The organism is Permianibacter aggregans (genome assembly GCF_009756665.1).
GTDB lineage: Bacteria > Pseudomonadota > Gammaproteobacteria > Enterobacterales > Permianibacteraceae > Permianibacter > Permianibacter aggregans.
Genome location: NZ_CP037953.1, coordinates 3,600,302 through 3,625,694, shown reverse-complemented (window position 1 = coordinate 3,625,694; position 25,393 = coordinate 3,600,302). Strand labels below are relative to the sequence as shown.

The following is a 25,393-nucleotide window of genomic DNA, read 5'->3' as shown; positions in this document are numbered from 1 at the left end:
GCAAACAGCGGGGAAACGAATGCGCTGCCCGTTGATACTGACGCATCACGAGCGATAGGCGAAATAACGATTAATGTATTTTTATGCTGTTGCCATGCAGCAATAGCAAGAAATGGCCGTCCAAGTAAAGGGATATACCCGAATATTATGCATTTTTATGTATTTATTCGAATGCAGGGGAACAGGCGCACCAGCTGACTTTACGTTCGCGTAAACGTTAATGCGAGATGTTCGACCGCCAGACACTCTATGCTTTTGCTGATATCCGGGTGCGCTGTCGCCATTCAGCAGCGTGTTGGAAATTGCGTTCGCGATGAACGCGTTGTTTTATCTCTTTGAAGCGGCGCCGTTTGCCGAAAGCAAAATGGAGCGCCAGTTGCAGCAATTCATGGTTTTGCGCGAACAGAAAATTGCCGTGACGAAAAATCACGAAGCGTTTCCAATTGTGTTTGTGCTGCGCTCGTTATATCCGATCACCAAGCGAAGGCTCAGTTGGCTTTCGGTCGCCACGTCCGCAGCGGTACTCGGTCTGTTGACCTACGCCGGCTTTCAGCCGGATGCCGCACTGCCAGGATGGCTGATGCTGATCATTCTGCTGCTGTCGTTAACGCTGGTACCGTTTTGGACGTACATTAGCTATCAGCGTTACTCACGGCTGATCGCCAAGGCGACGGCGAGTTTGCAGACGATGATTGATAAAGGTTGAACGGGGATTACGCCGGCACGCCGCTATGAAACTGAAACTGCTTATCCGGCGATATGATGAACTCATTTTCGATAATACGAAACTGCTCTACCCGCTCACTGATATCCACTTTTGCGTAACGCTCGGCAAGTTTCAAATAATTGCGGAAATGACGAGATTCGGAGCGCAACAGAAAGCGATAGTAATCAGCCAGTTCCTGATCGGGAATGACTTCGGCGAGCGCTGCGAAACGTTCGCAGGAACGCGCTTCGATAAAGGCGCCGATAATCAGTAAGTCGATCAACTGGCCTGGCTCTTCTTTGCGCACTTGTTGCCGCAAGCCACCGGCATAACGCGAAGGTGGCAATGACCGGAAATGCACATTGCGACTCGGCATCAGCTCCAATACTTGTTCGAAATGACGCAATTCTTCCCGCGCCAAGCGCGACAACTGCTGTTGCAACTCCAGCCGCTCCGGGTAGCGGTACATCAGGTTCAGCGCTGTCGCCGCCGCTTTCTTCTCGCAATGGGCGTGGTCGATTAGCAGGATGGGAATTTGGCTAATGGCTTTATCGAGCCAGGCTTTCGGCGTATCAACACGCAAAAACTGGCGAATATCGGCAAGACTCATAAACTCACTTCAGGCACTCAAACCGCGCGAAGGCGACGAAAACGCAGCTTCCACCAGCGCTGACGCAAACCGGCATAATCGCCGATACCTTCGTAACGTAAGCGCACGTAATAGTCGACAAATTCGCGCAACTCGGCACGCTCGCCCGGCAACTTGCGCTGGGCCCGACGCAGCAAAGCATACGGTGTTTCTCCAGGGGCGCGCATGACACCATAACGGGCCAGCTTGGCGCAATAGGCGGCGTAGGTCCTTGCCACCGGATCGGCGTTGATGCGGGCACGCATGATCACGATGGCACTGATCAACATTAGCGTCAGCAACGTGAACACCAACACTTGCACCAACTGACCTTTGCTCATTTCCGGCAGGCCGAGATTCTTCAGCCATTCGCGCTGGGTATCTTCATTGAACTGGACAATATTGGCTTCATACCAACGGTTTGCTGTCGTCCACCATTCGACCAGAAAAGGTGGCGCCTCTTTCGCTTGTTTGCTGAAAGCTTCCCAGTCGGAAAATTCGAATTCGCTGTCGCGAGTGGCGACCCGGTCCAGCCAGGTTTGATCAATACGGGCCGGCGAAATCGCCGCTGTCGGATCGATGCGCAGCCACCCCTCGCCGGCGACCCAGTATTCCAACCAGGCATGGGCGTCGCGGTGGTGCAGTGTCAGGAATTGTCCGTACTCATTCCATTCTCCGCCTTGATAGCCAACCACCACGCGAGCCGGAATGCCGGAAGCACGCAAGATAAACGTCACAGCATTGGCATAGTGTTCGCAAAAACCGCGCTTATGGTTGAACCAGAAATCATCGACGATATCTTCTGCCAGCTCCGGCACCGATAGCGTGTACCAGAATTCATCCTGATTGATTTCGGTCAGCACGGCGCGCACCCGTGCCTTCGGCTCTGGAAAACGTGTGGCCAATTGCGCGGCGTAATCGCGCGAACGCGGATTGCCCCCTGCCGGCAGACGCAAATGATAGTCCTGCGAACGTTCGTCGAGTTCGGCACCCAATCGGAATTGTGTGTACGACTCGGCTTTGTAATTGACGGCTTCGCGGACAAACGAATTGGTCATCAACGTGTAGTTCCAGACCCTTCGTGCCGGTATCGGACTTTGCACTTCGACCGGGACATCGAGAGCATAAAGCCAACGCAAACGATGGGCCTGCATTTGTATATCCTGCCGCTGCACTGGCCCTAGGGGCTCAAAACTTTCCGGTGCCTGCGGCATGCCTACTGTCCAGGTCAAACCATCAAAATCAGAGAGCACGGTGCCGCGCCAATACCGCTGCGATTCGGGCGGTGGAGTGCCTTGAAACTTCACTCGGAACGCCAATTCGTCGGACAGCACCAGCGATTGCACGTCGCCAATGGTCATCGAATCAGTTGGGCCGGTGACGCCACTGCCAGGCAATCTCCAGAGTGGTGCGGCCAAACGCGGAAAGAACATATAGGCGACGATCATGATTGGCAGCGCCAGCAATAAGAACTTGCCGCTTTCCCGGCTCAGGCGCTTCATGCCGCGCCAGCCGTCAACCCGATACATCGCAAGCACCGCCGCGGTACACACCGGCAACAGCGCAAACAGATATAAATTCACCGCCAAATCGCGATGAAATAGCATCGCAACAAACAACAAGAAAAATGTCAGCGCTGACAGCAGCACGGCATCGCGATTGGCGCGCAGCTCCAACAACTTGAAACTAGCCATCAACACGATCAACGACAAACCCGCTTCTTTGGTGAACAATCCACGGTGCTGCACAACTACAGCGGCAGTAGCCCCTAGAACCATTACCAACAGCAGGTAGCGCGGTAGCTTTGAACCAAGGCCGGTGGCGCTGAGCAGCGTTAGCGCGCTGAAACCCGCGACCCAAAGAGGCACTTTGAACCACAGTGGCAGTAACGTTGCGCCAATGGCGATCAGCAGCAACGCTTTGACGCCAGGACGCTCCAGCAATGTGGTCGCCGTCGCGTTCATTGCGGCACCTGTCGGAACATTGCCAACGCTTTCAGACAGCGATGCAAATGTAAATCACCTTGATTCGGCGCGAATTTTTCGCTGCCCAAATCGAGACCATAACGTTGGCCTTGATGCTCGGCTGACAACAACATATGGCTTAACCACCCCAGCTGAGTATCAAGCCCTGCGGCCGGCAAGTCCTGCAAACGAAACCACCATTCATCGGTTGCTGGCGTCGCGAATTCGCGCACCATCAGGCCACGTTCCTTGGCGTATATCTTCCAGTCAACCTGACGCAGCGGATCACCACTGCGCCAGCGACGGTGGCCAAAGAAATCGTCGGCGCCCTCTTGTTGAAAAACTTTTTTACCATCACTACCACCAAGCTGATCGAACGCAAGCGGCGGTTTGATTGGCGCGGGATACACCACGCAATGGGCTGCAAGAAATGGCCAGGTCCAGACTCGCATCCAACCAAACGGCGCCACCGACTGCAGCAAAAAGCGTGGCATCGTCATCAGTCCGCGCCGTTCGGTAACCACGCTCAGCTCCTGCATCGTTTGAGCCTGAGCGTCGAGATCGAATTCGCGCAAATCATTGCTGGATAAACCTATCGCCAGCAATTGATGAGCTCGACCATCCGGATCATCGAGCCAGACCGGAAATCGTGCCGGTTCGCCGACAAACACCGGCATCGCATCTTTGGCGCGCAAGCGCAGCCCCATGACATTGCGAAAGCTGATGAACACACCAACCATCGCCAGGCTGCCTAGCCAGAACGCCAGCGCCAACGCGACATTGTTTTGATAATTGGCGCCACCGATCAGAATCAAGCCGCCGATTAACAAGAACAGCCAACCGGCCCCGGAAGGAAAAATGAAAATATTTTTGTGATTGAGTTGCAGCTCCGGCACGGCCGGCATGCGCTTGGCGAGCCAGCCTTGCATTTTTCCGCGCGCAAACGCACGTAGTCGGGCTACGCCTGGAATGCGCATTTACATCGGCACCGCGACTTCATTCAACAATCGACGCACAGCGGCATCACTATGTTCGTCGCGAGCATCGCGCAACCACAAACGGTGACTGGCGACCGCTACAAACACCGCCTGAATGTCATCCGGCAACACATGCTGACGGTTGTTGATAAAGGCGTAGGCTTTCGCCGCGCGCAATAGCGCCAAGCCGGCGCGTGGACTCAGGCCATGGACAAACACCGCGCCAGAACGCGTTGCCGCCAGTAGCGCCTGAACGTAATCAAGTGCGGTATCGCTGACTTTCACGGCATCCACCTGGCTCTGCCACTGCTGCAGTTGTGCCGGCGTGCAGGAGGCTTTCATTTCTCGTAACATCACTTGCCGGTCTTCGCCTTGCAGCAAAGAGCGCTCGGATTGCACATCGGGATAACCAATGGTCAGACGCATCAAAAAACGATCGAGCTGTGATTCCGGCAACGGATAAGTGCCGATCTGATGCAACGGGTTTTGTGTCGCGATAACAAAAAAAGGTTGTGGCAATGGTCGGGTCTGGCCTTCGACGGTGACTTGCTGTTCGGCCATCGCTTCCAGCAAGGCGCTCTGGGTTTTTGGTGTTGCGCGGTTAACTTCATCGGCCAGCAATACTTGCGTGAATACCGGGCCTGGATGAAATTCGAATCGCGCTTCTTCGCGCAGATAAATCGCCGACCCGAGAATATCGGCCGGCAGCAAATCCGCCGTAAACTGCACGCGCTGAAATTCCAGCCCCATGCTGTGCGCCAGCGCATGTGCCAACGTGGTTTTGCCCATGCCGGGCAAGTCTTCCATCAGCAGATGGCCTTTGGCCAACAAACAGGTCATCGCCAGCCGTGTTGCTTCGCTTTTGCCAACAATGATGCGGTCGAGTTGTTTCAGCAGTTGATTGATCACGGAGATTTCCAAACGAGACAAAGATCCGCGACATTGGTTGTTGTCGCCCCGGTAAAGAGTAGGCCATTTCGAGCCTGCCACCAATGATAACTATCGGCTTTTGCTATCGCTTCATCGAGTCCTTCACGATTCAGTGTAGCGCAGTCAAATATCGCGCCTGCCGCATCGCTGCTGCCATCACGGCCATCGCTACCGAAACAGAGCGCTTGGTGCGAGGTGTGTGCTGACCATTTTTTCGCCAACAGCAACGCCAGGTGCTGATTGCGGCCACCTTTTCCTGGCTGTGCCGGCAACTGCAAATGGGTTTCGCCAGCAAACACGAAAAACTGCGCGTCATGGTTTTCGACCTCCTCAACAATCGTGGCGGCGACCTCGTCGATGTCGCCATACAGCGGTCGGTATCGCGCGTTGATGCCTTGTGCTTCTGCCCAGCGAACCAAAGCTTGTGCCATCGCCCGACTGCCGATCAGCACTGCAGTTTCAACCCCAGGCATTGGCCGTTGATCAAGGCGTTCTACCGTCGCTTGCGCTCGCTTAACCAGTTTGCTGAACGGTTCCGGCAAATCAGGCAAGGCTTTCGCGGTCGACACAATAAATGGACCTGAGCCAATAATCGCCGGATCATCGTTTGGTACATCAGAAATCAACCACTGAACAATGTTAATGCCAGCGTTGACTTGTCTTGCCAGTCTCCCGGCTTTCAGCAACGACAGCGATTGCCGAACGGCGTTGATCTGTTCAATGGAATAATTGCTGGCAATTAAATAGCGATTCAGCGCTTGCAAGTCCTGCAGGGAAATTTCTGCCGGCAGCTTTTCGCACAGCGCCGAAGCGCCGCCACTCAGTAGCACCAGCAAGGTACTGTTGGCGGGCAATTGCTGGACAAATGCCAGCGCCGCTTCGCCGGCTTGCAGTGAGCGCTGATCCGGCACAGGGTGAGCGCCTTGAACAAATCGACAAGTGGCCGTATCGGGGTACGCTTCCGGCGCAATGACCAATGACGCCAGACAGCATTCTGCGAGCACCTCGGCCGCAGCGCGCTGCATCATTGCGGCGGCCTTGCCAATCGCCAGTATCGACACCTCACTATCAATCGGCTGCTGCGGAAGACGTTGACGCACCAGCGACCAGGCATCGCTGATCTGCAATGCTTCGGCAGCCGCCCGCTTCAGCCAATCACGCATCGATAGCTGACTTAGAAAGCAAACACCAGATTGATGGTTGTCAGGGTGTCACGCTTTTCCCGATCAGCCGGCACATCGGAATTTTCACGAACAACGTAGGCAAACTTGAACGCCAGCTTGGAGTTCAAATCGAATTTCAAGCCAGTGCTGAATTCACTGAAGGTATTGTCTTCACCGGATTCGACCAACAGCTCGTTGGTCCAACGCGCATTGTCAGCAATCTGCCAAGCGTGGTCGCCACGCAAACGAACAATGGATTCTTCGATTTCCTCGCCAGTATCCAACTCGCTCCAACGTTGACCGGCACCGATTTCGAGTTTCAGCATCAACTCTTTGCTGTCGTAAAAGGCATGACCATAACCGGCAGTCAGTGCGCTTTGATTTTCATAACCGCTGAACTGATCTTCTTCATAGCGAAAAGCACCGAATATGTAGCGACGTTCATCGAAGCGATAGTTGCTTTGGCCGGTCACTTGATAACGGTCAGCGGTTTCTTCTTCTTCGCCGGTATCCGGATCTTCGGCGATCGTGCGCAATGCTGATAAGCCGAGCTCGTGGGTCCAGTTTTCCGTTTTCAAACCAAACGTTAGTTTGCCCGTCACGGTTTCGGTTTCCGTGTTACCGCGTGCGGCGACATAGCCCAGCTCACCTTCACCGCTCCATTGACCGTTCGGAGTCTCCTCGGCGGCCATGGCATGGCTGGTGATCAGCAGGGCGGATAGTGGCAAAAGCGATTTCAGGGAATTCATGAGACGTCCTTTTTATTCATACATTGATGATCAGCGTTATTGTAGCGGTAATCACCTGCGCGATGACGACAAAAGCGTCTTACGTCGATGCGCGGCTTGGCGATCGATCAAGAAGATATTGGTAGTAGAGGTGGCAGCGCGATTGTGCTGCCAAGGCAAGTCTAGATGACGCTGGCCGCCTCAACGCGGCGTGCGACTTTTGCGGGCGTTGCCGACCCCGGCGCACGGAGCAAACCATGAAGCACCAGTTGCTCAGACAGCGCCAGTTTCTGCACGACGGAAAATCCGCTGTGCTGCAACAAGGCAATGGTGTTCGGATTGGCGGATTCAACATACACCGGTTCGCCAGCGCGATCGGTGCGGTCGGTAACTGTGCGGAACAAATGCTTGCTTATACCCTGACGCCGATTGCCGGCATCGACACCGAGCGCCCACAGGAACCAGCTGGGTTTGTCGCAGACCATCGCCCGCAATTGATTGGAGGCTTTTTCGTAAGCGTGGAACTTTGCCAGCGTCGATAGCGATGCGCTGATGCCCATTTTCCAGAAGCCGGAACGGACAATGCGACTTAGCGCAATTTTCGAATGACTGGGCATCAGCCAGCAGGCAACACCATTGCCATCGACGCTCATATCGGCACGACCGTATTTCATTGTGTAACGCAGCACAGTGCCGTAAAGAATGCGACTGATGGCCGCCCGGCGACCTGGCTCCGGCTCGAAATACTGCATCAAGGGATCGTGGAAAAAAGCCCGGCTCAGCAAATCGGTCAGGGCCGGTATCTGTTCGGCTCGCACCGGCGCAACTTGCCGGACGATAACCGAATGACGGGGTAACAAGGCGTCCATGGTGACCTTAGCGCAAAATCAGTTAAAACGGATGGAAAAACCAGCACTCGGGAAAGCGCAATTCGCGAGCGCAAGATAGCATCGTCAGCTCGATATAGGCCAGTGAGCCAGCGGAAACCAGGTAATGCTTCACACTTTTCACACAAACCAGCGCTCAACTGATGAGCAGACGCAAAAACAGCGGCCTTATACCGCTGTTTTTGCATGGCCAGCTCAAAAGCGCTCTGCCAGATCAATGCCAACAGTCAGGCATGCAATCAATTGCTATAAAAACGCTCGTTATTCTCCGCCATGTTGACCAGCCGCTCTGCAGGCGTGAAACGTTCGCCGAACATGGACTGCCAATGCTTCATGCGTGCCAGCACACCGGCAGAACCGAGGCTGTCAACATAACGGAACGGACCACCGAGGAACGGCGGAAAACCAATACCGAAAATGGCGCCGATATCACCATCACGGGCATTGCGGATAATGCCTTCATCCAGACAGCGAATGGCCTCATTGACCATCATCAGCACACAGCGTTCACAGATATCATCTTCGGCCAGCGTCTGGTTTGGTTTGACGCCAAGCAACTCGTAAACGGACTCATCGACCGTTTTATCGGATTTGCCTTTGCCATCGCCGTTATACTGATAAAACCCACGCTTGTTCTTCTTGCCGAGGCGATTGTCCTTCAGCAACTTTTCAAACACTTTCGGCGGATTCATTCGGTCACCAAACGCATCGGCCAGAATGGGCGCCACTTTGGTACCCACGTCGATACCGACTTCATCAAGCAGATTGATCGGACCAACCGGGAAGCCGAATTTTTTCAGCGCTTTATCGATCAAATCGATCGGCACGCCGCTGGCGACCATATGGCCGGCTTCATTCATATACGGCGCCAGAATACGGTTGACGTAGAACCCGGCTTCGTCCTTGACGACGATAACGGTTTTGCCTTGCTCACGACCGAACTCGACCGCAGTGTTCAACACCCAATCAGCCGTCTTGTCCGTCTTGATGATTTCCAGCAACGGCATTTTCTCGACCGGCGAGAAATAATGCATGCCCAGCACGTTTTCTGGACGCTCGGCGGTTTCGGCGATCTTGTAAATCGGAATCGACGAGGTATTGGTCGCGAAAATCGTGTCCTTGCGGCAATGGGTCTCGATATCCTTGACCATGCTTTGCTTCAGTTTCAGATCTTCGAACACCGCTTCGATCACGATATCCGCATCCTTGAACCCGCGGTAATCGGTACTGACCGTCAGCCGCGATTTCAGCACAGCGGCATCATTGCTTTTAATCCGGCGCTTTTTCTGGCGTTCGCTGACAATCTTGTGGGTGTACTCAATGGCATGGCCGGCGCTCTTGTCGTCACGGTCTTTGACTCTGGCGGTCACCTCGGCCTTGTCAACGGAGATAAAGGCGATACCGGCGCCCATCAGGCCGGCGCCGAGTACGCCAAGCTTGTTCACCTCACGTGCTTCGGCATCAGCAAACTTTTCTTTTTTCAGCGCCGTGCTGGCAAAGAAAATATTCATCAGCTGACGCGCCACCGGGGTCACGACCAGTTCACCGAATTTTTTCGCTTCGACGGCGAAACCGTCATCGCCACTGAATGCCGCGGCAACGCAATCAATGATCTTGTCCGGTGCCGGGTAATTGCCCTGGGTTTTCGCTCGTGCCGATTTGCGCGCTTTTTCAAAAATGACATTGCGACCAAACGGATTGCTTTCCAAGACCACGCGCATAAAACCGGGTCCAGAGAAAATCGAAGCCGGTTTGCGGCGCTTTTCAAAATAGGAGGACAGCGAGCCGTTATTTTTCAGCGCATGAACGCGTTTGATCGCGGCCTTTTCCAGATTGGCTTTCGGCACCACTTCATCGGCCAGGCCCATTTTCAGCGCCTGCTGGGCGCGGACTTTCTTGCCGGTCAGCATCATGTCGAGCGCATTGGGAATACCGATCAGTTTCGGCAGACGCTGGGTGCCGCCGCCGCCCGGCAATACGCCGAGCTGCACTTCCGGCAAACCGACCTGGGTTTTTTCATCGTCGGTCAACACTCGCTCATGGCAGCAGAGCGCAAATTCCAAACCGCCGCCTAGCGCCGCACCGTGAATCGCCGCGACCAGCGGCAGATTCAAATCCTGCAGCTCTTTCATGACCGCATGACCATCGCGCGACAACACTTCGGCCTGCTCCGGTCGCTCGACTTTCTTCAGCATATTGATGTCGGCGCCAACGATGAATGAATCACTTTTACCGGATCGCAACACGATGCCCTGAATACGACGCTCACCACGAATCGCGGCGATGATTTCACGCGCTTCCTCGGCGAATTCCGAGCGCAGCGTATTGGTGCTTTCGCCCGGAACATCCATGGTCAACAGTGCAACGCCGTCGTCACGCAAATTCAGGGTAAAGCTGCTGGTTTTTTTGATTTCCATTATTCCACCTCAAGAATCATCGCGGCGCCGATACCACCGGCAGCACACGCCGTTACCAAACCGAGACCACCACCACGGCGGCGCAATTCGCGCAGGTTTTGCGTAATCATCCGGGCGCCAGTGGCAGCAAATGGATGACCGTAGGCAATCGAACTACCGATGACATTGAATTTATCCATGTCGATTTCACCGATTTTCGAAGCGCGGCCCAGGCGTTCCTGAGCAAACTTGTCGGAGGCAAACATTTTTACGTTGGTTAGTGTTTGCGCAGCAAAGGCTTCGTGCATTTCAATCAGGTTCAAATCGCTGAACTGAATGCCGGCTTTATCGAGCGCGCGCGGTGTCGCGTAAGACGGGCCCATCAACATGTCTTTCGCCGCTTCGGCCGCGGTGAAGGCATAGCTGCGAATAAATCCGAGCGGCTCTAGCCCAAGTTCCTTGGCGCGTGATTCGCGCATGATCATCAGTGCGGCAGCGCCATCGGTCAGCGGTGTCGCGTTGGCCGCAGTGACGGTACCGTGGTTGCGATCGAAAGCCGGTTTCAGCTTCGCGTAATTGGCCAAGTCGGAATCGAATCGAATGTTGTTGTCGCGATGAATCGGTTCTTTGAACGGCGGCAGATGCACGGTCATCACTTCCTCATCGAGCTTGCCGTCGTTCCAGGCTTTCGCCGCCAAGCTATGCGAGCGATGCGCCAGTTCGTCTTGTTCCTGGCGAGTGATGCCGTAGTCACGCGCCATTTGCTCGGCGCCATCGCCCATCGTCAAACCGGTGCTGAAGTCGCGCACCGATGGTGGCTCCGGTGCCAAATCTTTGAGACCCAAGCCCTTCAGCAATGCCAGCTTCTGACCCAGTGTTTTCGCTTTCGGCATTTCGACCAGGCGCAGCATCAGCTTTTTGCTGACCTGAATTGGTACATAGGATGAAGAGTCCGCTCCGCCGGCAATGCCGATGTCGATATCGTCGGCGTAAATGGCCTCGGCAATGCTGGCCGCGGCCTGGAAGCTGGTAGCGCAAGCACGGGACACGGAAAAGGCGTCGGTGTAGACGCTCATTTGGGTGCCAAGCACGATTTCGCGGGCGATATTTGGCGCTTCCGGCAAGGCCAACACCTGACCAAAGACGATGCGGTCAATCAAGCGTGGATCCATATCGCTTCGGGCCAACAGTTCGTTGACGACCATACGCCCCATCTCGACTGAGCTAATGCCTTTGAAATAGCTGAGCTGACGGCCAAATGGCGTACGCAAGCCGGAAACGACGGCAATCCGGTCTTCAAATACCACGCGCCGGGCTTTGCGGCGCACCGGGTTTTCGACGGTGTTCGATTGTTGTTCTGACATGTAGTTCTCCATCGTGCCAAGAGGTGGACCAGACAGGTCCGGACCGGCATGGGTTTTACTGGTCGGAGGATTGTAGCGGCAAGCCTGCCAGTTTCAAACGGTCGTTTGAGCAAAAAGCGCTGAACACAGCATAGCGGATCGCTCTGCTATCATGACGCCCCTTCCGATGGCGCTTCGCTAGCCATCCATTCGAGACCTTAATAATAGAAGGACATTCTATGCCGGTATCCGCACTGCACGCCGTAATCAGCGGCGGCGCCAACGGCCTGGGCTACGCCGTGGCCGAGTCGATTATCCAGAAAGGCGGCAAAGTCGCCATCCTCGACATCAACGCCGAACAAGGTGCCGAGGCCATCGCCAAGCTGGGCGAGCGGTCCAAATTCTTCGCCTGTGATATCAGCAACGCCGAACAGGTCGACAGTGTCGTTGATGAAGCCGCTGCCTGGATGGGCTCGGTAACGGTCATGGTCAGTTGTGCCGGCGTGCTCGGCAATGGCCGGGTGCTAGGCAAGAAAGGCCCAATGGAGTCCGGCTTCTTCAGCAAGGTCATTCAAATCAATTTGATTGGCGCTTTTGTACTGACCAAAGCCTGTGCCCGCCACATGGCCAGCAACCAAGTCGCTGATGGCGAAGACCGCGGCGTCATCATTCACACCGCCTCGATTGCGGCGTTTGAGGGCCAGCTCGGTCAGGCCGCCTACAGCGCCTCGAAATCCGGTGTGGTCGGTATGGTGCTGCCACTGGCGCGCGAATTCGCCGCGCTGAAAATCCGGGTCATGGCCGTCGCGCCCGGCATGTTCGACACCGGCATGCTCGGCGGTGTCAGCGATGAAATCCGTCAGCAACTGGAAAGCTCGGTGCCCTACCCGGCCCGCTTCGGTCGCCCGGATGAGTTTGCCGCCACCGTTACCCACATCATCGACAATGCGATGTTCAATGGTAGCGTCGTTCGTCTGGATGGTGCTGCCCGCCTGCCGTAAAAGAAGATGAATAAAAAGCGGCGCAAGGACAGAAATTCTTGCGCCGCTTTTTTATCAAAATCAAAAAATGGATTTGGCCAATATCACTTTCGTTTAATCGCAAAAATTTTTGCCCAAATACATCAGCCAATGTGACTTTTTCACGCATTGTTTTTTCGCCAACAAACTGCTGAAATTCTTCCTCCTCCGTTGTACCGTTCGTGTGCATCATGCTTGAGCTGTTGATCCCCGCCATCTTTGTTGTTGGCTATCTTTTTATCGCCCTGGAACACAATACCCATATCAACAAAGCCGCACCAGCCTTGCTGACCGGAGTCGTGCTCTGGACCATTGCTGCGTTCGCCATTCCGCACGAAGCCAACAAAGAGTTGTTTCATCACCTCGGTGAAATCTCGCAACTGCTGTTTTTCTTGCTCGGTGCGATGACCATTGTTGAATTGGTCGACGCCCACGAAGGTTTTAGCCTGGTTACCCGTTATGTGCGCGCGGCCAGCACCAAAGGTTTGATTTGGACCGTTGGTATCGCAACCTTCTTTTTGTCCGCGGTGCTCGACAACCTGACAACGACGATCGTGATGATTTCCTTGCTGCGTCGAATGGTACCGGACAACGAAACACGCTGGCCGTTGGTCGCAATTATTGTCATAGCCGCCAACGCTGGTGGTGCCTGGTCGCCGATTGGTGACTTGACGACAACGATGCTGTGGCTTGGTGGCCAGATCACGACAACCGGTATCATCACCGCACTGTTCATTCCTTCGCTGGTTTGCTTTGCCGTACCGCTTTTGGCCATGTCGCGCATCGTCAAGGATGCGCCGGTACAAAAATCCTCGGAACATGGCAAAGCCACGCTGCCGGCCTGGGAGCGTAATCTGGTGTTTTATCTCGGTATTGGCGCTTTGTTATTCGTGCCGATTTTCAAAACCGTCACCCATTTGCCGCCGTATATGGGCATGCTGTTTGGCTTAAGCATTCTGTGGGCGACCACCGAATGGATACACCGGAAAAAACCGCTGGAAGAAAAATCACAAGTCACCGTTGCCGCCGTGCTGCGCAGAATCGATGTACCGAGTGTGTTGTTCTTTCTCGGCATCCTGCTTGCGGTCGCGGCATTGCAGGCGCTTGGTCAGCTTGATCACTTGGCCGGCTGGTTGCAACAAACCTTTGGCAATGTCTATCTGATCAACATCGCGATTGGTGTCCTGTCGGCGGTTATCGACAACGTGCCGCTGGTCGCCGCCGCGTTGAACATGTACCCGATTGACGCGGTTGGTCAGTTTGCCGTTGACGGCGACTTCTGGGAACTGCTGGCGCTGGCGGCAGGAACCGGCGGTAGCTGTCTGATCATCGGTTCAGCGGCCGGTGTCGCCGCGATGGGCATGGAAAACATTACGTTTGGCTGGTATTTACGCAAAGTAACGATCCCAGCTTTGCTCGGCTTATTGGCTGGTGTTGGTACCTATGCAGTGCTGATTGGCTAACCATCTAGCGCGATGAACAAACCCGGCGATCGCCGGGTTTGTTTTTTGTGTACACCCTCTCACCGCCAGCAAAGCACAAAACCGCTATACTGAATGCCCTTTCGACCTAAAGAGATTCTCGAAATGAAATGGCTTTTGATGCTTGCCCTGCTGTCGCTAATGTCCGGCTGCGCCGGAAAAGTGGTGGGTCGAGATCAGTGCGCGTCGTTGCTCGACACCGCATGGAAGGAGCTTGATCTAGCCAAAACGGAAGGCTTCGGTGGTGCCGTCAGTTACACAAAAGCCGCAGGGCTACTAACCGCCGCGAAAACCCAGCAAACGCTGGAACGCTACCCGAGCTGTATCGACAAAGCCAAGCGCGCACGCTTCTACATTGCCGAATCACGCGCTGGTCGTTAGCCTGAGTGCTGCGCGTCCAGACGGGGATGGGCGAGGCCGCTGACGGCAAAAAACATCATCAGCGCAGCGGCCAGTGAAGTCAGGATACCAAGCAACGAAATATCCACTTCCATGACCGGCAAAACGGTCAACACCCGATGCAACCAGGTGCCGATCAGAATCAGCAACGCGATCGGCGCCAGACGCACCAGGCTTGAGCGCACGTGGTAACTGATCAAGGTCAGGAACGGGATAATGAACACGCTGGCCAGCATCAGCCAGAACAGCGCACCGTAGCGCGGTCCCATTTGCTCCAGAATTGGCCCAATTTCCTGCGGCAAATTGCCGAACCACATGACGATGTACTGGGCCCAGAAAAAGTACAGCCAGAGCAAAGAAAAACCAATCAACACCCGCCCGAAATTTTCCACCGTGCGAGAACTCACGCTGAGGTCGTTAACCAACGCCACAAGCAAAATCAGTGCACAACCACCAAAAATTGAACTCATGAAAAAGTGAATCGGATAAACACTGCTGAGCCAATGATCATGCAGCAGCATGCCGAAATCCCAGGCCAAAAATGTATTGGCGATGACGAAGGCAACCAACTGCCAACTGGCGAGTTTGTAAAGCGCGTGCTCCTTGCCCTGTTGCTGACTAAGCCGATAACCCCACCAGGCCAGCAGATAGAAAATCGATTGGGCAATAACAAAGCGCAGCACAATGCCGGTTTCATTGACCCAAATATTGGTTTTTTCCGGTTCGCCCAGCCAGTAGAACAATTCATCGCGGCCGAACAGAAAAATCAGCAGAAACCCCAGAATAGCGATTGGCACACCCACCAGCGTCATCATGTGCGCGGTGCGATAGAACGCCAGCGGCCAGCGGGCAAAACACAAACGCAGTATGGCAATGAACACGACGCCAAACTGACTCAGGCCGAGCAAAAACAAAAAGTTGACCGTCAGCCAGGCGATGACATTGGCTTCGCTGTTGGCGCTTTGACGCAGCAATAAAGCGAATCCAATCAGCATGACGACGGCGGCCGCGAGTGCGGCATAAAAGGGTTTCATCGCAGCGCTGGACCGTTTCATGGTGTCATTCCGTGCTTGATGTAATTGACCAGATGCCAGCGATCCTGGGATTGAATGGCGTAACCGTAAGCGGGCATGAAAACACTGCCACGACTGATCGTGAAATACAGCCGCCCATCCGGTTGATTACGCACTGCTTCGAGACTCAGATTCATCGGCTTTGGTTGAAACTTCAATCCGACCGGACCGTCACCACGGCCCAGTGTGCCGTGACAACTGAGGCAATGGCGCTGAAACAGCATGCGGCCGCGTGCCACCGAATGCTCCAAGGCCGGCGTCGGATTTTGCAGTTTCGCCGCGGCCATACCGCGCGCCTGCTCCAGTGGACCGGTCGGTAACGCCGTTGGCAGACCACGCACCGGAATCGAGTAGGCGGGAAACTGCACTTGCGTTTCCTGAGCTTTGATCGAAACCTGATTGGCCATATCAATATCCCAAGGAAAGGCCTGCACGACACCAGTGAAAGGTAATAACCAGAGCAGGGCGCGTTTCATTTGGCATCCTCCTCCGGTAGCGAATGTTCCGGTTCGATTGGCACCAGCGTTTGCGACTCGATGCGTTCGGCTCCACTGTCCTGCAACAGCTTGCGCACCTTGTCTTCCTGCTCGTCGCTAAATGCCGCACTGACCACGATTTCGTCGACGCTGGCCGCTTCGTGATGTGGCCGCTCGTACCACGCCGGCAAGCCGCTGTGATAGAGAAAGCCGATCAAGGTTGCCAGTACCGCAAACAAGATCGTCAGCTCATAGGACACCAGCAGAAATGGTGGAACCGAAATCACCGCTCGACCACCGGTCGGTAAGATATAGCTGGTTGCTGAATACGTGGTCAAAATGATTCCAGCGATAAAGCCGAGAATGCCACCAATCAACGAAAACTTTCGCACGGGCGAGCGGCCATTATCCGGGTGGATTTCCTGTAACGGATAGGGCGAAATCAGCTCACATTCCACGCCGGCTTTTTGCAGCTTTTGCTGGGCCAGCTGGGCGTCTTCCGGATCCTTGAAAATACCATGCAGATAGTGGCTCATGGCTTGTTCTCCTGCTGGTGTTTGGCGTTGTGCAGCAACTCCTCTTTAACTTCGTAGATCGACATGCTCGGCACAATCTTGACGAAAATCAGAAACAGCGTGACAAAAATGGCCAGCGAGCCGAGCATGATGGAATATTCCACCCAGGTCGGTGCGTAATCCGCCCAAGTATTGGGCAAATACTTGCGTGGCAGTGACGTGGTGATGATGATGAAACGTTCAAACAGCATTCCGGCATTGATAAATATCGATAACACCAGCATCACATTCAAATTGGTGCGGACCCTGCTTGAGATCAGCGAAAGTGGCAGCACTGCGCAGAACGCAATCATCGACCAGTAAATGGGTGCCCAGGCACCAGTCAGGCGATAATCGATAAACTCCAGTTCAAAACTGTGATGACTGAACCACCCCGTGGTCAGCTCGACAATATTGATATAGGTCCAAAGTAACGACAGCACCAGCAACAGACGGCCCAGTTTGTCGAAATGCGAAGGCAGTATGTAGCGCTCCAAGTGATAGTATTTACGCAGGAAATACATCACGGTAACGATGCCGGCGGTGCCGGAATAAATGGCGCCGACGACGAAGTAAGGCGCGAAAATCGTCTGGTGAAAACCGGGCACGATCGACAGCGCCAAATCCCAGGACACAATACTGTGCACCGAGACAGCCAGCGGAATGACCAGCACGGCAAAAAAGGTGTAGGCCCAACCGAGGTGTTTCCATTCTTTCTGGGTGCCGCGCCAGCCGAGTGAAAGAACCCGATACATACTATGGCGCCAGCCTATCGTACCGTCGCGGGCCGCCGCGAAATCCGGAATCGAACCGACAAATAAAAATGTCGCACTGGCAGTCATGTAAGTGGTGATCGCCGTGACATCGAACAGCAGTGGTGAACGAAAGTTTGGCCACAATTCACGCTGATTCGGATACGGAATGGTCCAGTAGACAAACCATGGCCGGCCAACATGGACCAGCACAAAAATTACCGCCACGACAAGTGAAAACAGCGTCATCGCTTCGGCACTGCGATAAATCGCTTTGCGCCATTGACTGCCAGTAATATGCAAAACCGCCGACAACAAGGTGCCGGAATGGCTCAAGCCAATCCAAAAGATGAAACAGGAGATATACGAGCCCCAAATCACCGGCCGGTTCATGCCGGCAACACCGATACCGGTCACCAGTTGATAGGCCCAGGGCAAGGTAAAGCACAACACGGCGACCATGACCGCAATACCAAACGTCCACCAGTACAGCGGCGTCGTTTCAGTCAGCGTGCGAATGACATCACGATTGACGTCCGCGAGTTTCGGCGGGGTTTCGTCCGGTGTCTGATTACCGACCCGGTTCATGACGCCGACTCCATGGCCTTGCCACGCGCCAGATAGGTTACGCTCGGCTCGGTATTCAGCTCTGACAACACATGATAAGCGCGTGGATTCTTGGCCAATTGTGAAACCGCTGACTGCGGATCATTGGCGTCGCCAAAATGTAGCGCCTTGCTCGGACAACTCTGCGCACAAGCGGTGGTGAAATCATCCTCTTGCACCCGTCGACCTTCATCTTTGGCCTCATCTTTGGCTTGGCGAATTCGCTGAACACAGAACGTGCACTTTTCCATGACGCCTTTTTCGCGAATGCTGACTTCCGGGTTCAGTTGTTGCTCCAGCGGCGCCTCCCAACTCGCTGAAAACCAATTGAAATAGCGCACTTCGTACGGGCAGTAGGCAGCACAAGAACGGGTGCCAACACAGCGGTTATACACCTGTACATTCAAACCATCCTGATTGTGATAGGTCGCAGCCACCGGGCAAACCGTTTCGCATGGAGCCTGATCGCAGTGCTGGCACATCATCGGCAGAAAGCGCATTTTGATATCCGGGTATTCGCCTTCCCAGTAACGCTCGATGCGCAGCCATTTCATGTCGCGCTTTTCTTGGAAAGCGCGCTCGCCAACAATCGGTAAATTGTTTTCCGCCTGACAGGCGACGACACAGGCACCACAGCCGGTGCAACTGTCCAAATCCACGACCAGTCGCCAGGCGTAATCGTATTTCGTGTAATAACCAGGGGTACGGTACGCACGCCATTTTTCCTGCAATAGCGTCATGATCAAAGCTCCTTGATCGGTATGGTTTTCGCCTGCCCGCCAAACAGATTGCGGCCGAGGCTGCGTTCATGCTCGCCAACACGTGGCACGCGCAAACGACGTCCCGTCGGCGTGATTTGCGCACGCAATAATGACCAAGCCAACTCATCACAGCCCTGCACCGTTTCCACGCCGATCAACTGCATCGGATTGGCGCCTCGTTTGCTGTAACGACCGAGCTGCGAATGGCCGCGCCCGACTGGAATAGCGAGCATATCTGGCGCAATACCGGGATAAGGATAAATCGGCAATTCCAACTCGCCGTTCGCGGTAAGCACGCGCACGATATCGCCATCACGCAGGCCTTTTTCCTGCGCTGTTTTCGGATGAATTTCCAGCCAGTTGTGGTAGACCACGCCAGTCATCGGGTCTGGCAGCTCTTGCAACCACGGCAATGATGGATCGAGATCATGATTAGCGTGATATTGCGGATACAGTTGCAACAAGAACGGAAACTCGCTCGCTTCGCCCGGCAGATGGATTGGGTGAAATTGCAGTTTTTCGATGGCATCGGCTCGCCATTGCAGCGGCGGTGTTTCGCTTTGATTTTTTCCGAATACACCACTGGTTAGCGTCGTTTGCCAGAAGGTATCGAAGTCGACCAGCAAATCGTTTGGTAGCAATTGTTGATGTATGGTTTGCCAGCGCTGTTGCAGATAGAGCCGATAACTGTCATGACCCATTGGTTCGCCCTGTGCGGCGGCCAGCGACAGCACAATGTCACCGCAATGGCGAGTGTCATAAAGTGGCACCACGGTTGGCTGGCCAACACTGGCGGCGGCGACATCGCCACCGGTTTCGGCAGCGATATCGTCCCAGCGCTCCAGGTAACTCGGCACCGGCAGAATCCAATCCGCATACGCGTTGCTTTCGTCAATGATATTGCTGAAAGCAACGACCAGCGGCACTTCATTCAGCACCGCTTCAAACTCCAACGCAGCAGGCAAATCAAACAGCGGATTGCACTCATGCAGCAGCAGTGCCGCGACGCGTTTGTCTTTAGCGTCCTGACGCAGTTGCTGCCAATATTCCTTGCCGACCTGGCGATTGACGGATGGAATCAGTGACGGCGTGCTGGCGCGCATCGCCGCCTGCCCTGTTTGGGCGCCAGCAAGGTAGTTCAGTGCCAACACGGCTATTGCAGTATCGAACCCGTTGCTGGTGTGGGATGGCGTTTCGCCGCAAAGGGCCAGCAGCGGCGCACGCGAGATGACTGCATCAGCGAGTGCCTGCAACTGGCTTTCCGCAAGACCGCTGACCTCAGCTGCTTTTGCCAAACTATGCGGCTGCAACGCGTTCTGCCAGGCTTCGCGATCAGCAGCTTGATAGCGACCGCGTGCCAGCAACTGCTGCGCCAAATACAAGGCTATGGCGGCTTCACTGCCGGGCCTCGCCGCCAACCATTGATCGGCATTGGCACCGGTGGCACTCATCCGCGCTTCCAGCTGAATAAAATGTCCGCGCGGTGTTTTGCGCCGGAATTCACCATATTGCCTGGCCATCATCACCGGCGATGATCCGCTGTGCAGAAAGTCGGCGCCAAATGACAACAGCAGATCGCAATGGGCGATGTCATAAAATGGCATTGCTGCCTGCTGAAAGCATTGCTGCATAGCCAGCTGCTGCAGGCGCGAAGAATGGCGTTGATGGAAAACGTAATGCGAAGTGCCAAGCTGCTTGAAGTAATCGGCTAATAGCGAATCCAAATGGCCTTGCACCGGTCTGCTGCAAAAATGAATTTGACCACTGCGCCCTTCGCCTTTCAGGGTTTGAAAGCTGTGACCGATAAATGCAATCACTTCGGCCCAACTGGCCGGCATAAATTCGGCGTTGCCGCGATCGCCAACCCGTTTCAGCGGCGAGCGGACGCGATCCGGATGATAAAGAAGATTGAGACCCGCCTGCCCGGTTGCGCATAAGCCGCCCTGATTAACCGGATGGCCGGGATTGCCCTCAATTTTTTTTGCCCGCCCTTCTCGGGTTTTGACCGTGATACCGCAACCGGCACTACACAAACCACAGACGGAGTTATAAAACACCGGCGTACCGGGGCTGATATCTTCCGGTGCAACCACTTGCGGGATCAAATGCTCGACGGGCGGTCGTATCATCTGATTGAACCAGAAGCCGACACCGGCGCCGGCCGTGCCGGCACCCAACAAGCTCAGAAAGGTTCGACGATCGAGATCTGGCATACCTTCCCCTACTTGTGACAAGTCATGCAATCGGTGCCGAAGCGCACCGCATTCTGTTGGTGACACTGAATGCACCAACCCATTTGCAAATTGCTGACCCGGCGCAACACCTCCATTTGCTCCACTTCACCGTGACAGGTGTTGCAGGCAAGCCCGGCGCGGACATGACGCTTGTGACTGAAATGCACGAAGTCCGGCAGGTCGTGCACCTTGACCCAGGGAATCGGTTCCTGTTTTTCCCAGTAGTCATTCAACGCGACGATCAACGGCCGGTCGGTGGCAATATTGCTGTGGCAGCCCATGCATTTGGCGACCGGTGGCACGCCGGCGACTTTCGAATCTTCCGCATACAAATGACAATGCAGACAGGGGATTTGATGGTCACCAGCATGAATCTTGTGACTGAACGCAATCGGTTGTGCGGGCGCCCGCCCAGAGAAAAACCACTCGCTTAAATAGAAGCCGCAGATCACACCTGCCAGGGCGATCAGAACAATCGCTCCGAGCATCGAATAAGGTCTCAAAACGGCGCGTAATGAAATCGCCATGGCGCTCCTTATTTCCTGTGCGGTTGAATTACCTCAAGAGGACAGCTCTCCCTCCGGTTCGTTTTGCTTCTGTTTAGTTGAATTGGATTCGGTCGGCTGTGATCCGATCGATTGAGATTCGGTCGATTGTGCCTGCAACGTTCGTTGCACATGGACCGATGCCTGATGCGCACAATCCGCAATGATTCGAGTCAATTCCGCATCGTGGGTGGCACGCTGGCAGGTATCAGCCAGTTGCGCCAAGGATTCACTTAGAAACGCGTACATATCGAGTAACGGCGTTTCCAGCGTCCACAGACTGATCGCCGACAGCTGCTGTTGTTCGCTGTCCCAGAGTGTGACATTGATCGTGTTGCAGTCGCGCCAGCCGGCAAAACCGGCGTCGCTTGCCGACCATTGAATCGAAGTGGGAAGGTGCGCAGCGTTCAGCTTTATCGCAATGCCAATTTCCGCCAGACGTTCGCTCATCACGACTCTCCGACCGAAGCATGCGCAAGGGGAATTTGCCGACTGTCCGACATCAATACGGCGTTCCGTTGACCGGACATCGGCACAGAGATAGACCTGATCAATTCCAGACACATCGCGCCACTCCTTGTTGGCATTAACGGCGTCAATGCCATTCGATGGTGGGTAATCGTTCGGCGAATAATAGACAAATATTTAATAAAGAGCGAATTTTTGAACAGAATTGGTCAATACCAAAATCGCGGAAAGTTAACTATAGTTTGGCATTATAGAAACCAACGCGTTTCTTCCATTCCGTCATAAGGAGATGAGCACAATGCAATCATTCAAGGCATTCTTTTATGCATTGGCCGCCAGCTTTCTGCTGCTCTGCACCAGCCATGCCCAGAACCGCGATTACAAAAAAGAATTCGGCCCCTACATGGTGCATTACAACGCCTTCAACAGCAGCTCGCTGACGCCGGAAATTGCCAAGAATTACCGGATAACACGCGCTAACAACATCGGCGTCGTTATGGTTTCGGTGCACAAGAAAAACGATGAACAAACCCCGGATGCCGTCACCGCAATGATTAAAGGCGAAGTGCGTAATGAGCTGTTTCAATCGAGCGTGCTCGAGTTTCGCGAGTTGATTGAAGGCGACGCCATTTACTATGTGGCGCCGTTCCGCCATGACCACAATGAAATGATGGGGTTCAGCGTCAACGTCAAACCAGAAGGCCACAAAGACGAGCTGGCGATCAGTTTTTCGCAACGCTTTTATACACACTGACGCAATCGGACGGCATCCATTGTTCGCCGTAGCGCTAATTGATGCGGCGCGCTTTATTAGCGCAAAACTTCATGAACAGAACTGCTTTCAGATGAATTTATTTTCAAAAATTTGACAGTGAATTTGATTATTCCATTACGTACGCCGAATACTCTGCAGCCTGCATCTGGGTGACAGACTGCCACCAGCCTGGTGCTTTCAATGCCTTGACCCACCATTTCATGGCATTGCCTTCCAGTCTTTTGGGGTGCAGCAAAAACATCGGCGAAGCCGGCTTAGGCTTGCTGCAACGACGCGTCACCAAACTGCCATCGGACAAAAACGGTCGCAGCAAATGTTCCGGTAAAAAGCCGATGCCAAGGCCAGCCTGTTGCGCCGAAATTTTGCTGTGTAAATTCGGCACCGTCAGGGTTTCCTGACCGTCGAGAATGCCGAGCGTGCGCGGTGGCAAATGACGCGATGAATCGGCGACCGCAATGATGCGATGCTGGCGAATCTGTTCATCTTCCAAAGGCTCGGGCAACCCTGCTAACGGATGAGTGGGAGCCATCGCCAACAACATGTTCAACTCACCAAGCAAATGCGCAGCGAAATCACCACTGGCCAGCATCTCTCCCGGCGCACCGATAACGATATCTGCCCGGCGGTCGCGAATCGCCTCCCAACTGCCGCCGAGAATTTCATGGAGAAAATGCAACCTCGTTGGCTGCTCTGCTTTCTGGAACTCGGCGACAAACGGCCACAGCATCGACAGCGGCAAGACGCCGTCGACGGCTATGCGCAGTTCCGTTTCCCAGCCGGTGGCGACCCGTTTGACCCGGCATTCAAGATCGCCGGCAGCCTTCAGCAACTCGCGCCCCTGCTCCAGCAAATCGCGTCCGGCAACAGTCAGCTCGGCCTTGCGCCCACGCCGGTCAAACAGCAGCACATCCAGGTCTTCTTCCAGCTTGCGCACCGTATAGGTCAGCGCCGAGGGCACCCGGTTCAGGCGCTCGGCAGCCAGCGCGAAGCTGCCCTCGCGTTCGATAGCATCCAGTACCAGCAAGGCATCCAGACTCAGTTTCATGACCACCCCCGGCTTATCAATTCAAATTAATTGAACAATACAGCGAAATTTCTCCGAACAAAAGCATGCGCCAGCGCTTTAAGCTGTCTTTCATCGGCTTCTGGCCTGGATACCGCACCAGAAGCACTTCAGATAATTTGAGGAGACTGCAATGATTGAACGCCGAAATGCCGCCGATCGGGGCCACGCCCACCATGGCTGGCTGGAATCCTGGCACTCATTTTCCTTTGCGGACTACTATGACGCGAAGCACACCCGCTTCGGCAGCCTGCGAGTCATCAACGATGATACCGTCGCCGGCGGTGGTGGTTTCGCGCCGCACCCGCACCGCGACATGGAAATCATCTCCTATGTGCTCAGCGGCGCGCTGGCACACAAGGACTCGATGGGCAACGGCTCGACGATACGGCGCGGAGACATTCAACGCATGAGCGCCGGCACCGGCGTTGTGCACAGCGAATACAACGCCTCAGGCAGCGAGCCGGTCAAGTTTCTGCAAATCTGGATTACGCCGGAGCGGCAAGGCTTGACGCCCGGCTACGAACAAAAACATGTTAGCGATGACGACAAGCGCGGTCGTCTGATTGCCATCGCCTCACGTGAAGCCAGCGAAACCGGCATCACGATCAATCAGGATGTGCGCATTTATGCCGGCCTGTTTGATGGTGAAGAACAATGGCGCCAGCCATTGCAGCGGCAACGCCAGTACTACCTGCATGTCGCCAATGGCGTGATTATCGCCAACGGTGAGCGTCTGCAAAAAGGCGACGCACTGAAACTGATTGAAGAATCCGAATTACGCCTGGCAGACGGCCAGCAGGCGGAAGTCCTGTTATTCGATTTGGCCTGAACCACTCTTTTACCTTCATCAACCTGGGAGAAAAACATGAACGCTTTTTTTGACAAGTTATCACCACTATTCAACATCGCTGCGCGTATTTTCATGTCGGCGATTTTCATCAACGCCGGCTACGGCAAAATCGGTGGTTATGCCGGTACACAAGGCTATATGGAATCCATGGGCGTGCCGGGCATGTTGTTACCAGCGGTGATTTTTGTTGAGTTGATTGGTGGTCTGGCGTTGCTCGTTGGTTTTCAGACTCGACTGGCCGCTTTCCTGCTCGCCGGCTTCACATTGCTGTCCGCCGTGATCTTCCATTGGGACTGGGGCAATCAACAGCAAGCTATCGCGTTCATGAAAAACCTGGCGATTACCGGTGGTTTGTTGATGTTCGTGCAATACGGTGCCGGCAAGTTTGCCATCGACAAGCGCTGAGTTGAGTGAAGAAAGAGTTAATGAGTGATGCGCGACCGATGCTTGTCATCGGTCCGTTTCAACTAAGGGTGGTTGTCTGGCGTTATTGTGCGAATGAATTCGCACCTACCAAGTGAATCGCCACAACCGGTCCTGGTAGGTCCGGATTTATCCGGACAAAAATAGTATTTCACGATAAACAAAAAGCGGCATATGCCGCTTTTTGTT

General features: G+C 54.5%; 26 protein-coding genes. 7 read left to right on the top strand and 19 right to left on the bottom strand.

Annotated features, from left to right (window positions below; genetic code table 11):
- The first annotated feature begins 313 nt into the window (after window positions 1–313).
- On the top strand, window positions 314–706 hold the full coding sequence (locus tag E2H98_RS16370) for a hypothetical protein (protein ID WP_133593189.1): 393 nt from the start codon (window positions 314–316) through the stop codon (window positions 704–706).
- 7 nt (window positions 707–713) lie between these two features.
- Here the strand turns inward: E2H98_RS16370 and miaE are convergent, their stop codons facing one another.
- From miaE to fadI, 9 genes are all read right to left on the bottom strand, one after another.
- Window positions 714–1,316, bottom strand: coding sequence for a tRNA-(ms[2]io[6]A)-hydroxylase (gene miaE, locus E2H98_RS16365; RefSeq protein ID WP_133593191.1), 603 nt, complete (start codon window positions 1,314–1,316; stop codon window positions 714–716).
- 17 nt (window positions 1,317–1,333) lie between these two features.
- A complete protein-coding gene (locus E2H98_RS16360) occupies window positions 1,334–3,298 on the bottom strand; it encodes a transglutaminase TgpA family protein (RefSeq protein ID WP_133593192.1) in 1,965 nt (654 codons plus the stop codon).
- On the bottom strand, window positions 3,295–4,275 hold the full coding sequence (locus tag E2H98_RS16355) for a DUF58 domain-containing protein (protein ID WP_133593194.1): 981 nt from the start codon (window positions 4,273–4,275) through the stop codon (window positions 3,295–3,297). The genes E2H98_RS16360 and E2H98_RS16355 overlap by 4 nt, the downstream gene beginning before the upstream one ends.
- Entirely contained in the window at window positions 4,276–5,184 is a 909-nt protein-coding gene (locus E2H98_RS16350; RefSeq protein ID WP_232475425.1) for an AAA family ATPase, read from the bottom strand.
- A complete protein-coding gene (locus tag E2H98_RS16345) occupies window positions 5,181–6,368 on the bottom strand; it encodes a DUF4147 domain-containing protein (RefSeq protein WP_133593196.1) in 1,188 nt (395 codons plus the stop codon). Before E2H98_RS16345 ends, E2H98_RS16350 begins: the two co-directional genes overlap by 4 nt.
- Before the next feature lie 11 nt (window positions 6,369–6,379).
- A complete protein-coding gene (locus E2H98_RS16340) occupies window positions 6,380–7,117 on the bottom strand; it encodes a DUF481 domain-containing protein (RefSeq protein ID WP_133593198.1) in 738 nt (245 codons plus the stop codon).
- Window positions 7,118–7,278: 161 nt separating this feature from the next.
- Entirely contained in the window at window positions 7,279–7,965 is a 687-nt protein-coding gene (locus E2H98_RS16335) for an N-acetyltransferase (RefSeq protein ID WP_133593200.1), read from the bottom strand.
- A 257-nt stretch (window positions 7,966–8,222) separates the two neighbouring features.
- Entirely contained in the window at window positions 8,223–10,400 is a 2,178-nt protein-coding gene (gene fadJ, locus E2H98_RS16330) for a fatty acid oxidation complex subunit alpha FadJ (protein WP_133593202.1), read from the bottom strand.
- Window positions 10,400–11,743 carry an acetyl-CoA C-acyltransferase FadI gene (gene fadI, locus E2H98_RS16325; protein WP_133593204.1) on the bottom strand — a complete coding sequence of 448 codons (1,344 nt, stop codon included), beginning with the start codon at window positions 11,741–11,743 and terminating at the stop codon, window positions 10,400–10,402. Before fadI ends, fadJ begins: the two co-directional genes overlap by 1 nt.
- A gap of 218 nt (window positions 11,744–11,961) precedes the next feature.
- Between fadI and E2H98_RS16320 the strand changes: the two genes are divergently transcribed.
- Complete coding sequence (locus E2H98_RS16320; protein WP_133593206.1) at window positions 11,962–12,723, top strand: SDR family NAD(P)-dependent oxidoreductase; 762 nt, start codon at window positions 11,962–11,964, stop codon at window positions 12,721–12,723.
- Here the strand turns inward: E2H98_RS16320 and E2H98_RS16315 are convergent.
- A complete protein-coding gene (locus E2H98_RS16315) occupies window positions 12,677–12,934 on the bottom strand; it encodes a hypothetical protein (RefSeq protein WP_133593208.1) in 258 nt (85 codons plus the stop codon). The genes E2H98_RS16320 and E2H98_RS16315 overlap by 47 nt on opposite strands.
- Between E2H98_RS16315 and nhaD the strand changes: the two genes are divergently transcribed.
- On the top strand, window positions 12,933–14,204 hold the full coding sequence (gene nhaD / locus E2H98_RS16310) for a sodium:proton antiporter NhaD (protein ID WP_133593210.1): 1,272 nt from the start codon (window positions 12,933–12,935) through the stop codon (window positions 14,202–14,204). The genes E2H98_RS16315 and nhaD overlap by 2 nt on opposite strands.
- 123 nt (window positions 14,205–14,327) lie before the next feature.
- On the top strand, window positions 14,328–14,603 hold the full coding sequence (locus tag E2H98_RS16305) for a hypothetical protein (RefSeq protein WP_133593212.1): 276 nt from the start codon (window positions 14,328–14,330) through the stop codon (window positions 14,601–14,603).
- Here the strand turns inward: E2H98_RS16305 and E2H98_RS16300 are convergent.
- Genes E2H98_RS16300 through E2H98_RS16265 form a run of 8 tightly spaced genes read right to left on the bottom strand, consistent with a single transcriptional unit; the run spans window position 14,600 to window position 22,072 of the window.
- Window positions 14,600–15,676 carry a hypothetical protein gene (locus E2H98_RS16300; RefSeq protein WP_133593214.1) on the bottom strand — a complete coding sequence of 359 codons (1,077 nt, stop codon included), beginning with the start codon at window positions 15,674–15,676 and terminating at the stop codon, window positions 14,600–14,602. The two genes, E2H98_RS16305 and E2H98_RS16300, sit on opposite strands and share 4 nt — an antisense overlap.
- On the bottom strand, window positions 15,673–16,170 hold the full coding sequence (locus E2H98_RS16295; protein WP_133593216.1) for a c-type cytochrome: 498 nt from the start codon (window positions 16,168–16,170) through the stop codon (window positions 15,673–15,675). The genes E2H98_RS16300 and E2H98_RS16295 overlap by 4 nt, the downstream gene beginning before the upstream one ends.
- Window positions 16,167–16,706: a DUF3341 domain-containing protein gene (locus tag E2H98_RS16290; RefSeq protein WP_133593217.1), complete on the bottom strand. Its 540-nt coding sequence runs from the start codon at window positions 16,704–16,706 to the stop codon at window positions 16,167–16,169. Before E2H98_RS16290 ends, E2H98_RS16295 begins: the two co-directional genes overlap by 4 nt.
- Window positions 16,703–18,064 carry an NrfD/PsrC family molybdoenzyme membrane anchor subunit gene (gene nrfD / locus E2H98_RS16285; RefSeq protein ID WP_133593219.1) on the bottom strand — a complete coding sequence of 454 codons (1,362 nt, stop codon included), beginning with the start codon at window positions 18,062–18,064 and terminating at the stop codon, window positions 16,703–16,705. Before nrfD ends, E2H98_RS16290 begins: the two co-directional genes overlap by 4 nt.
- Window positions 18,061–18,822, bottom strand: coding sequence for a 4Fe-4S dicluster domain-containing protein (locus E2H98_RS16280; protein ID WP_133593221.1), 762 nt, complete (start codon window positions 18,820–18,822; stop codon window positions 18,061–18,063). The genes nrfD and E2H98_RS16280 overlap by 4 nt, the downstream gene beginning before the upstream one ends.
- A gap of 2 nt (window positions 18,823–18,824) precedes the next feature.
- Window positions 18,825–21,056: a molybdopterin-containing oxidoreductase family protein gene (locus E2H98_RS16275; protein WP_133593223.1), complete on the bottom strand. Its 2,232-nt coding sequence runs from the start codon at window positions 21,054–21,056 to the stop codon at window positions 18,825–18,827.
- Window positions 21,057–21,064: 8 nt separating this feature from the next.
- Window positions 21,065–21,604 (bottom strand): cytochrome c3 family protein, encoded by a 540-nt coding sequence (locus tag E2H98_RS16270; RefSeq protein WP_133593225.1) that lies wholly within the window; start codon window positions 21,602–21,604, stop codon window positions 21,065–21,067.
- 33 nt (window positions 21,605–21,637) lie between these two features.
- Window positions 21,638–22,072 (bottom strand): hypothetical protein, encoded by a 435-nt coding sequence (locus tag E2H98_RS16265; protein WP_133593227.1) that lies wholly within the window; start codon window positions 22,070–22,072, stop codon window positions 21,638–21,640.
- Window positions 22,073–22,388: 316 nt separating this feature from the next.
- On the opposite strand from E2H98_RS16265, the gene E2H98_RS16260 reads away from it, so the two are divergent.
- On the top strand, window positions 22,389–22,844 hold the full coding sequence (locus E2H98_RS16260; protein ID WP_157591423.1) for a DUF4426 domain-containing protein: 456 nt from the start codon (window positions 22,389–22,391) through the stop codon (window positions 22,842–22,844).
- Window positions 22,845–22,971: 127 nt separating this feature from the next.
- On the opposite strand, the gene E2H98_RS16255 is transcribed toward E2H98_RS16260, so the two are convergent.
- Entirely contained in the window at window positions 22,972–23,910 is a 939-nt protein-coding gene (locus E2H98_RS16255) for a LysR family transcriptional regulator (protein WP_133593231.1), read from the bottom strand.
- A gap of 151 nt (window positions 23,911–24,061) precedes the next feature.
- On the opposite strand from E2H98_RS16255, the gene E2H98_RS16250 reads away from it, so the two are divergent.
- Window positions 24,062–24,760, top strand: coding sequence for a pirin family protein (locus E2H98_RS16250; protein ID WP_133593233.1), 699 nt, complete (start codon window positions 24,062–24,064; stop codon window positions 24,758–24,760).
- 36 nt (window positions 24,761–24,796) lie between these two features.
- Window positions 24,797–25,186: a DoxX family protein gene (locus tag E2H98_RS16245; RefSeq protein WP_133593235.1), complete on the top strand. Its 390-nt coding sequence runs from the start codon at window positions 24,797–24,799 to the stop codon at window positions 25,184–25,186.
- Window positions 25,187–25,393: the final 207 nt, after the last annotated feature.

Bases quoted from the DNA above. Each gene is read 5' to 3' on its own strand.
- E2H98_RS16320 (WP_133593206.1), top strand. From the start codon at position 11,962: ATGCCGGTATCCGCACTGCACGCCGTAATCAGCGGCGGCGCCAACGGC.
- E2H98_RS16315 (WP_133593208.1), bottom strand. From the start codon at position 12,934: ATGATGCACACGAACGGTACAACGGAGGAGGAAGAATTTCAGCAGTTT.
- E2H98_RS16305 (WP_133593212.1), top strand. From the start codon at position 14,328: ATGAAATGGCTTTTGATGCTTGCCCTGCTGTCGCTAATGTCCGGCTGC.
- E2H98_RS16355 (WP_133593194.1), bottom strand. From the start codon at position 4,275: ATGCGCATTCCAGGCGTAGCCCGACTACGTGCGTTTGCGCGCGGAAAA.
- E2H98_RS16295 (WP_133593216.1), bottom strand. From the start codon at position 16,170: ATGAAACGCGCCCTGCTCTGGTTATTACCTTTCACTGGTGTCGTGCAG.
- E2H98_RS16290 (WP_133593217.1), bottom strand. From the start codon at position 16,706: ATGAGCCACTATCTGCATGGTATTTTCAAGGATCCGGAAGACGCCCAG.
- E2H98_RS16270 (WP_133593225.1), bottom strand. From the start codon at position 21,604: ATGGCGATTTCATTACGCGCCGTTTTGAGACCTTATTCGATGCTCGGA.
- nrfD (WP_133593219.1), bottom strand. From the start codon at position 18,064: ATGAACCGGGTCGGTAATCAGACACCGGACGAAACCCCGCCGAAACTC.
- E2H98_RS16275 (WP_133593223.1), bottom strand. From the start codon at position 21,056: ATGCCAGATCTCGATCGTCGAACCTTTCTGAGCTTGTTGGGTGCCGGC.
- E2H98_RS16360 (WP_133593192.1), bottom strand. From the start codon at position 3,298: ATGAACGCGACGGCGACCACATTGCTGGAGCGTCCTGGCGTCAAAGCG.
- E2H98_RS16255 (WP_133593231.1), bottom strand. From the start codon at position 23,910: ATGAAACTGAGTCTGGATGCCTTGCTGGTACTGGATGCTATCGAACGC.
- E2H98_RS16265 (WP_133593227.1), bottom strand. From the start codon at position 22,072: ATGAGCGAACGTCTGGCGGAAATTGGCATTGCGATAAAGCTGAACGCT.
- E2H98_RS16340 (WP_133593198.1), bottom strand. From the start codon at position 7,117: ATGAATTCCCTGAAATCGCTTTTGCCACTATCCGCCCTGCTGATCACC.
- E2H98_RS16250 (WP_133593233.1), top strand. From the start codon at position 24,062: ATGATTGAACGCCGAAATGCCGCCGATCGGGGCCACGCCCACCATGGC.
- E2H98_RS16300 (WP_133593214.1), bottom strand. From the start codon at position 15,676: ATGAAACGGTCCAGCGCTGCGATGAAACCCTTTTATGCCGCACTCGCG.
- E2H98_RS16345 (WP_133593196.1), bottom strand. From the start codon at position 6,368: ATGCGTGATTGGCTGAAGCGGGCGGCTGCCGAAGCATTGCAGATCAGC.
- E2H98_RS16280 (WP_133593221.1), bottom strand. From the start codon at position 18,822: ATGACGCTATTGCAGGAAAAATGGCGTGCGTACCGTACCCCTGGTTAT.
- E2H98_RS16370 (WP_133593189.1), top strand. From the start codon at position 314: ATGAACGCGTTGTTTTATCTCTTTGAAGCGGCGCCGTTTGCCGAAAGC.
- miaE (WP_133593191.1), bottom strand. From the start codon at position 1,316: ATGAGTCTTGCCGATATTCGCCAGTTTTTGCGTGTTGATACGCCGAAA.
- fadI (WP_133593204.1), bottom strand. From the start codon at position 11,743: ATGTCAGAACAACAATCGAACACCGTCGAAAACCCGGTGCGCCGCAAA.
- E2H98_RS16335 (WP_133593200.1), bottom strand. From the start codon at position 7,965: ATGGACGCCTTGTTACCCCGTCATTCGGTTATCGTCCGGCAAGTTGCG.
- E2H98_RS16260 (WP_157591423.1), top strand. From the start codon at position 22,389: ATGCAATCATTCAAGGCATTCTTTTATGCATTGGCCGCCAGCTTTCTG.
- fadJ (WP_133593202.1), bottom strand. From the start codon at position 10,400: ATGGAAATCAAAAAAACCAGCAGCTTTACCCTGAATTTGCGTGACGAC.
- nhaD (WP_133593210.1), top strand. From the start codon at position 12,933: ATGCTTGAGCTGTTGATCCCCGCCATCTTTGTTGTTGGCTATCTTTTT.
- E2H98_RS16245 (WP_133593235.1), top strand. From the start codon at position 24,797: ATGAACGCTTTTTTTGACAAGTTATCACCACTATTCAACATCGCTGCG.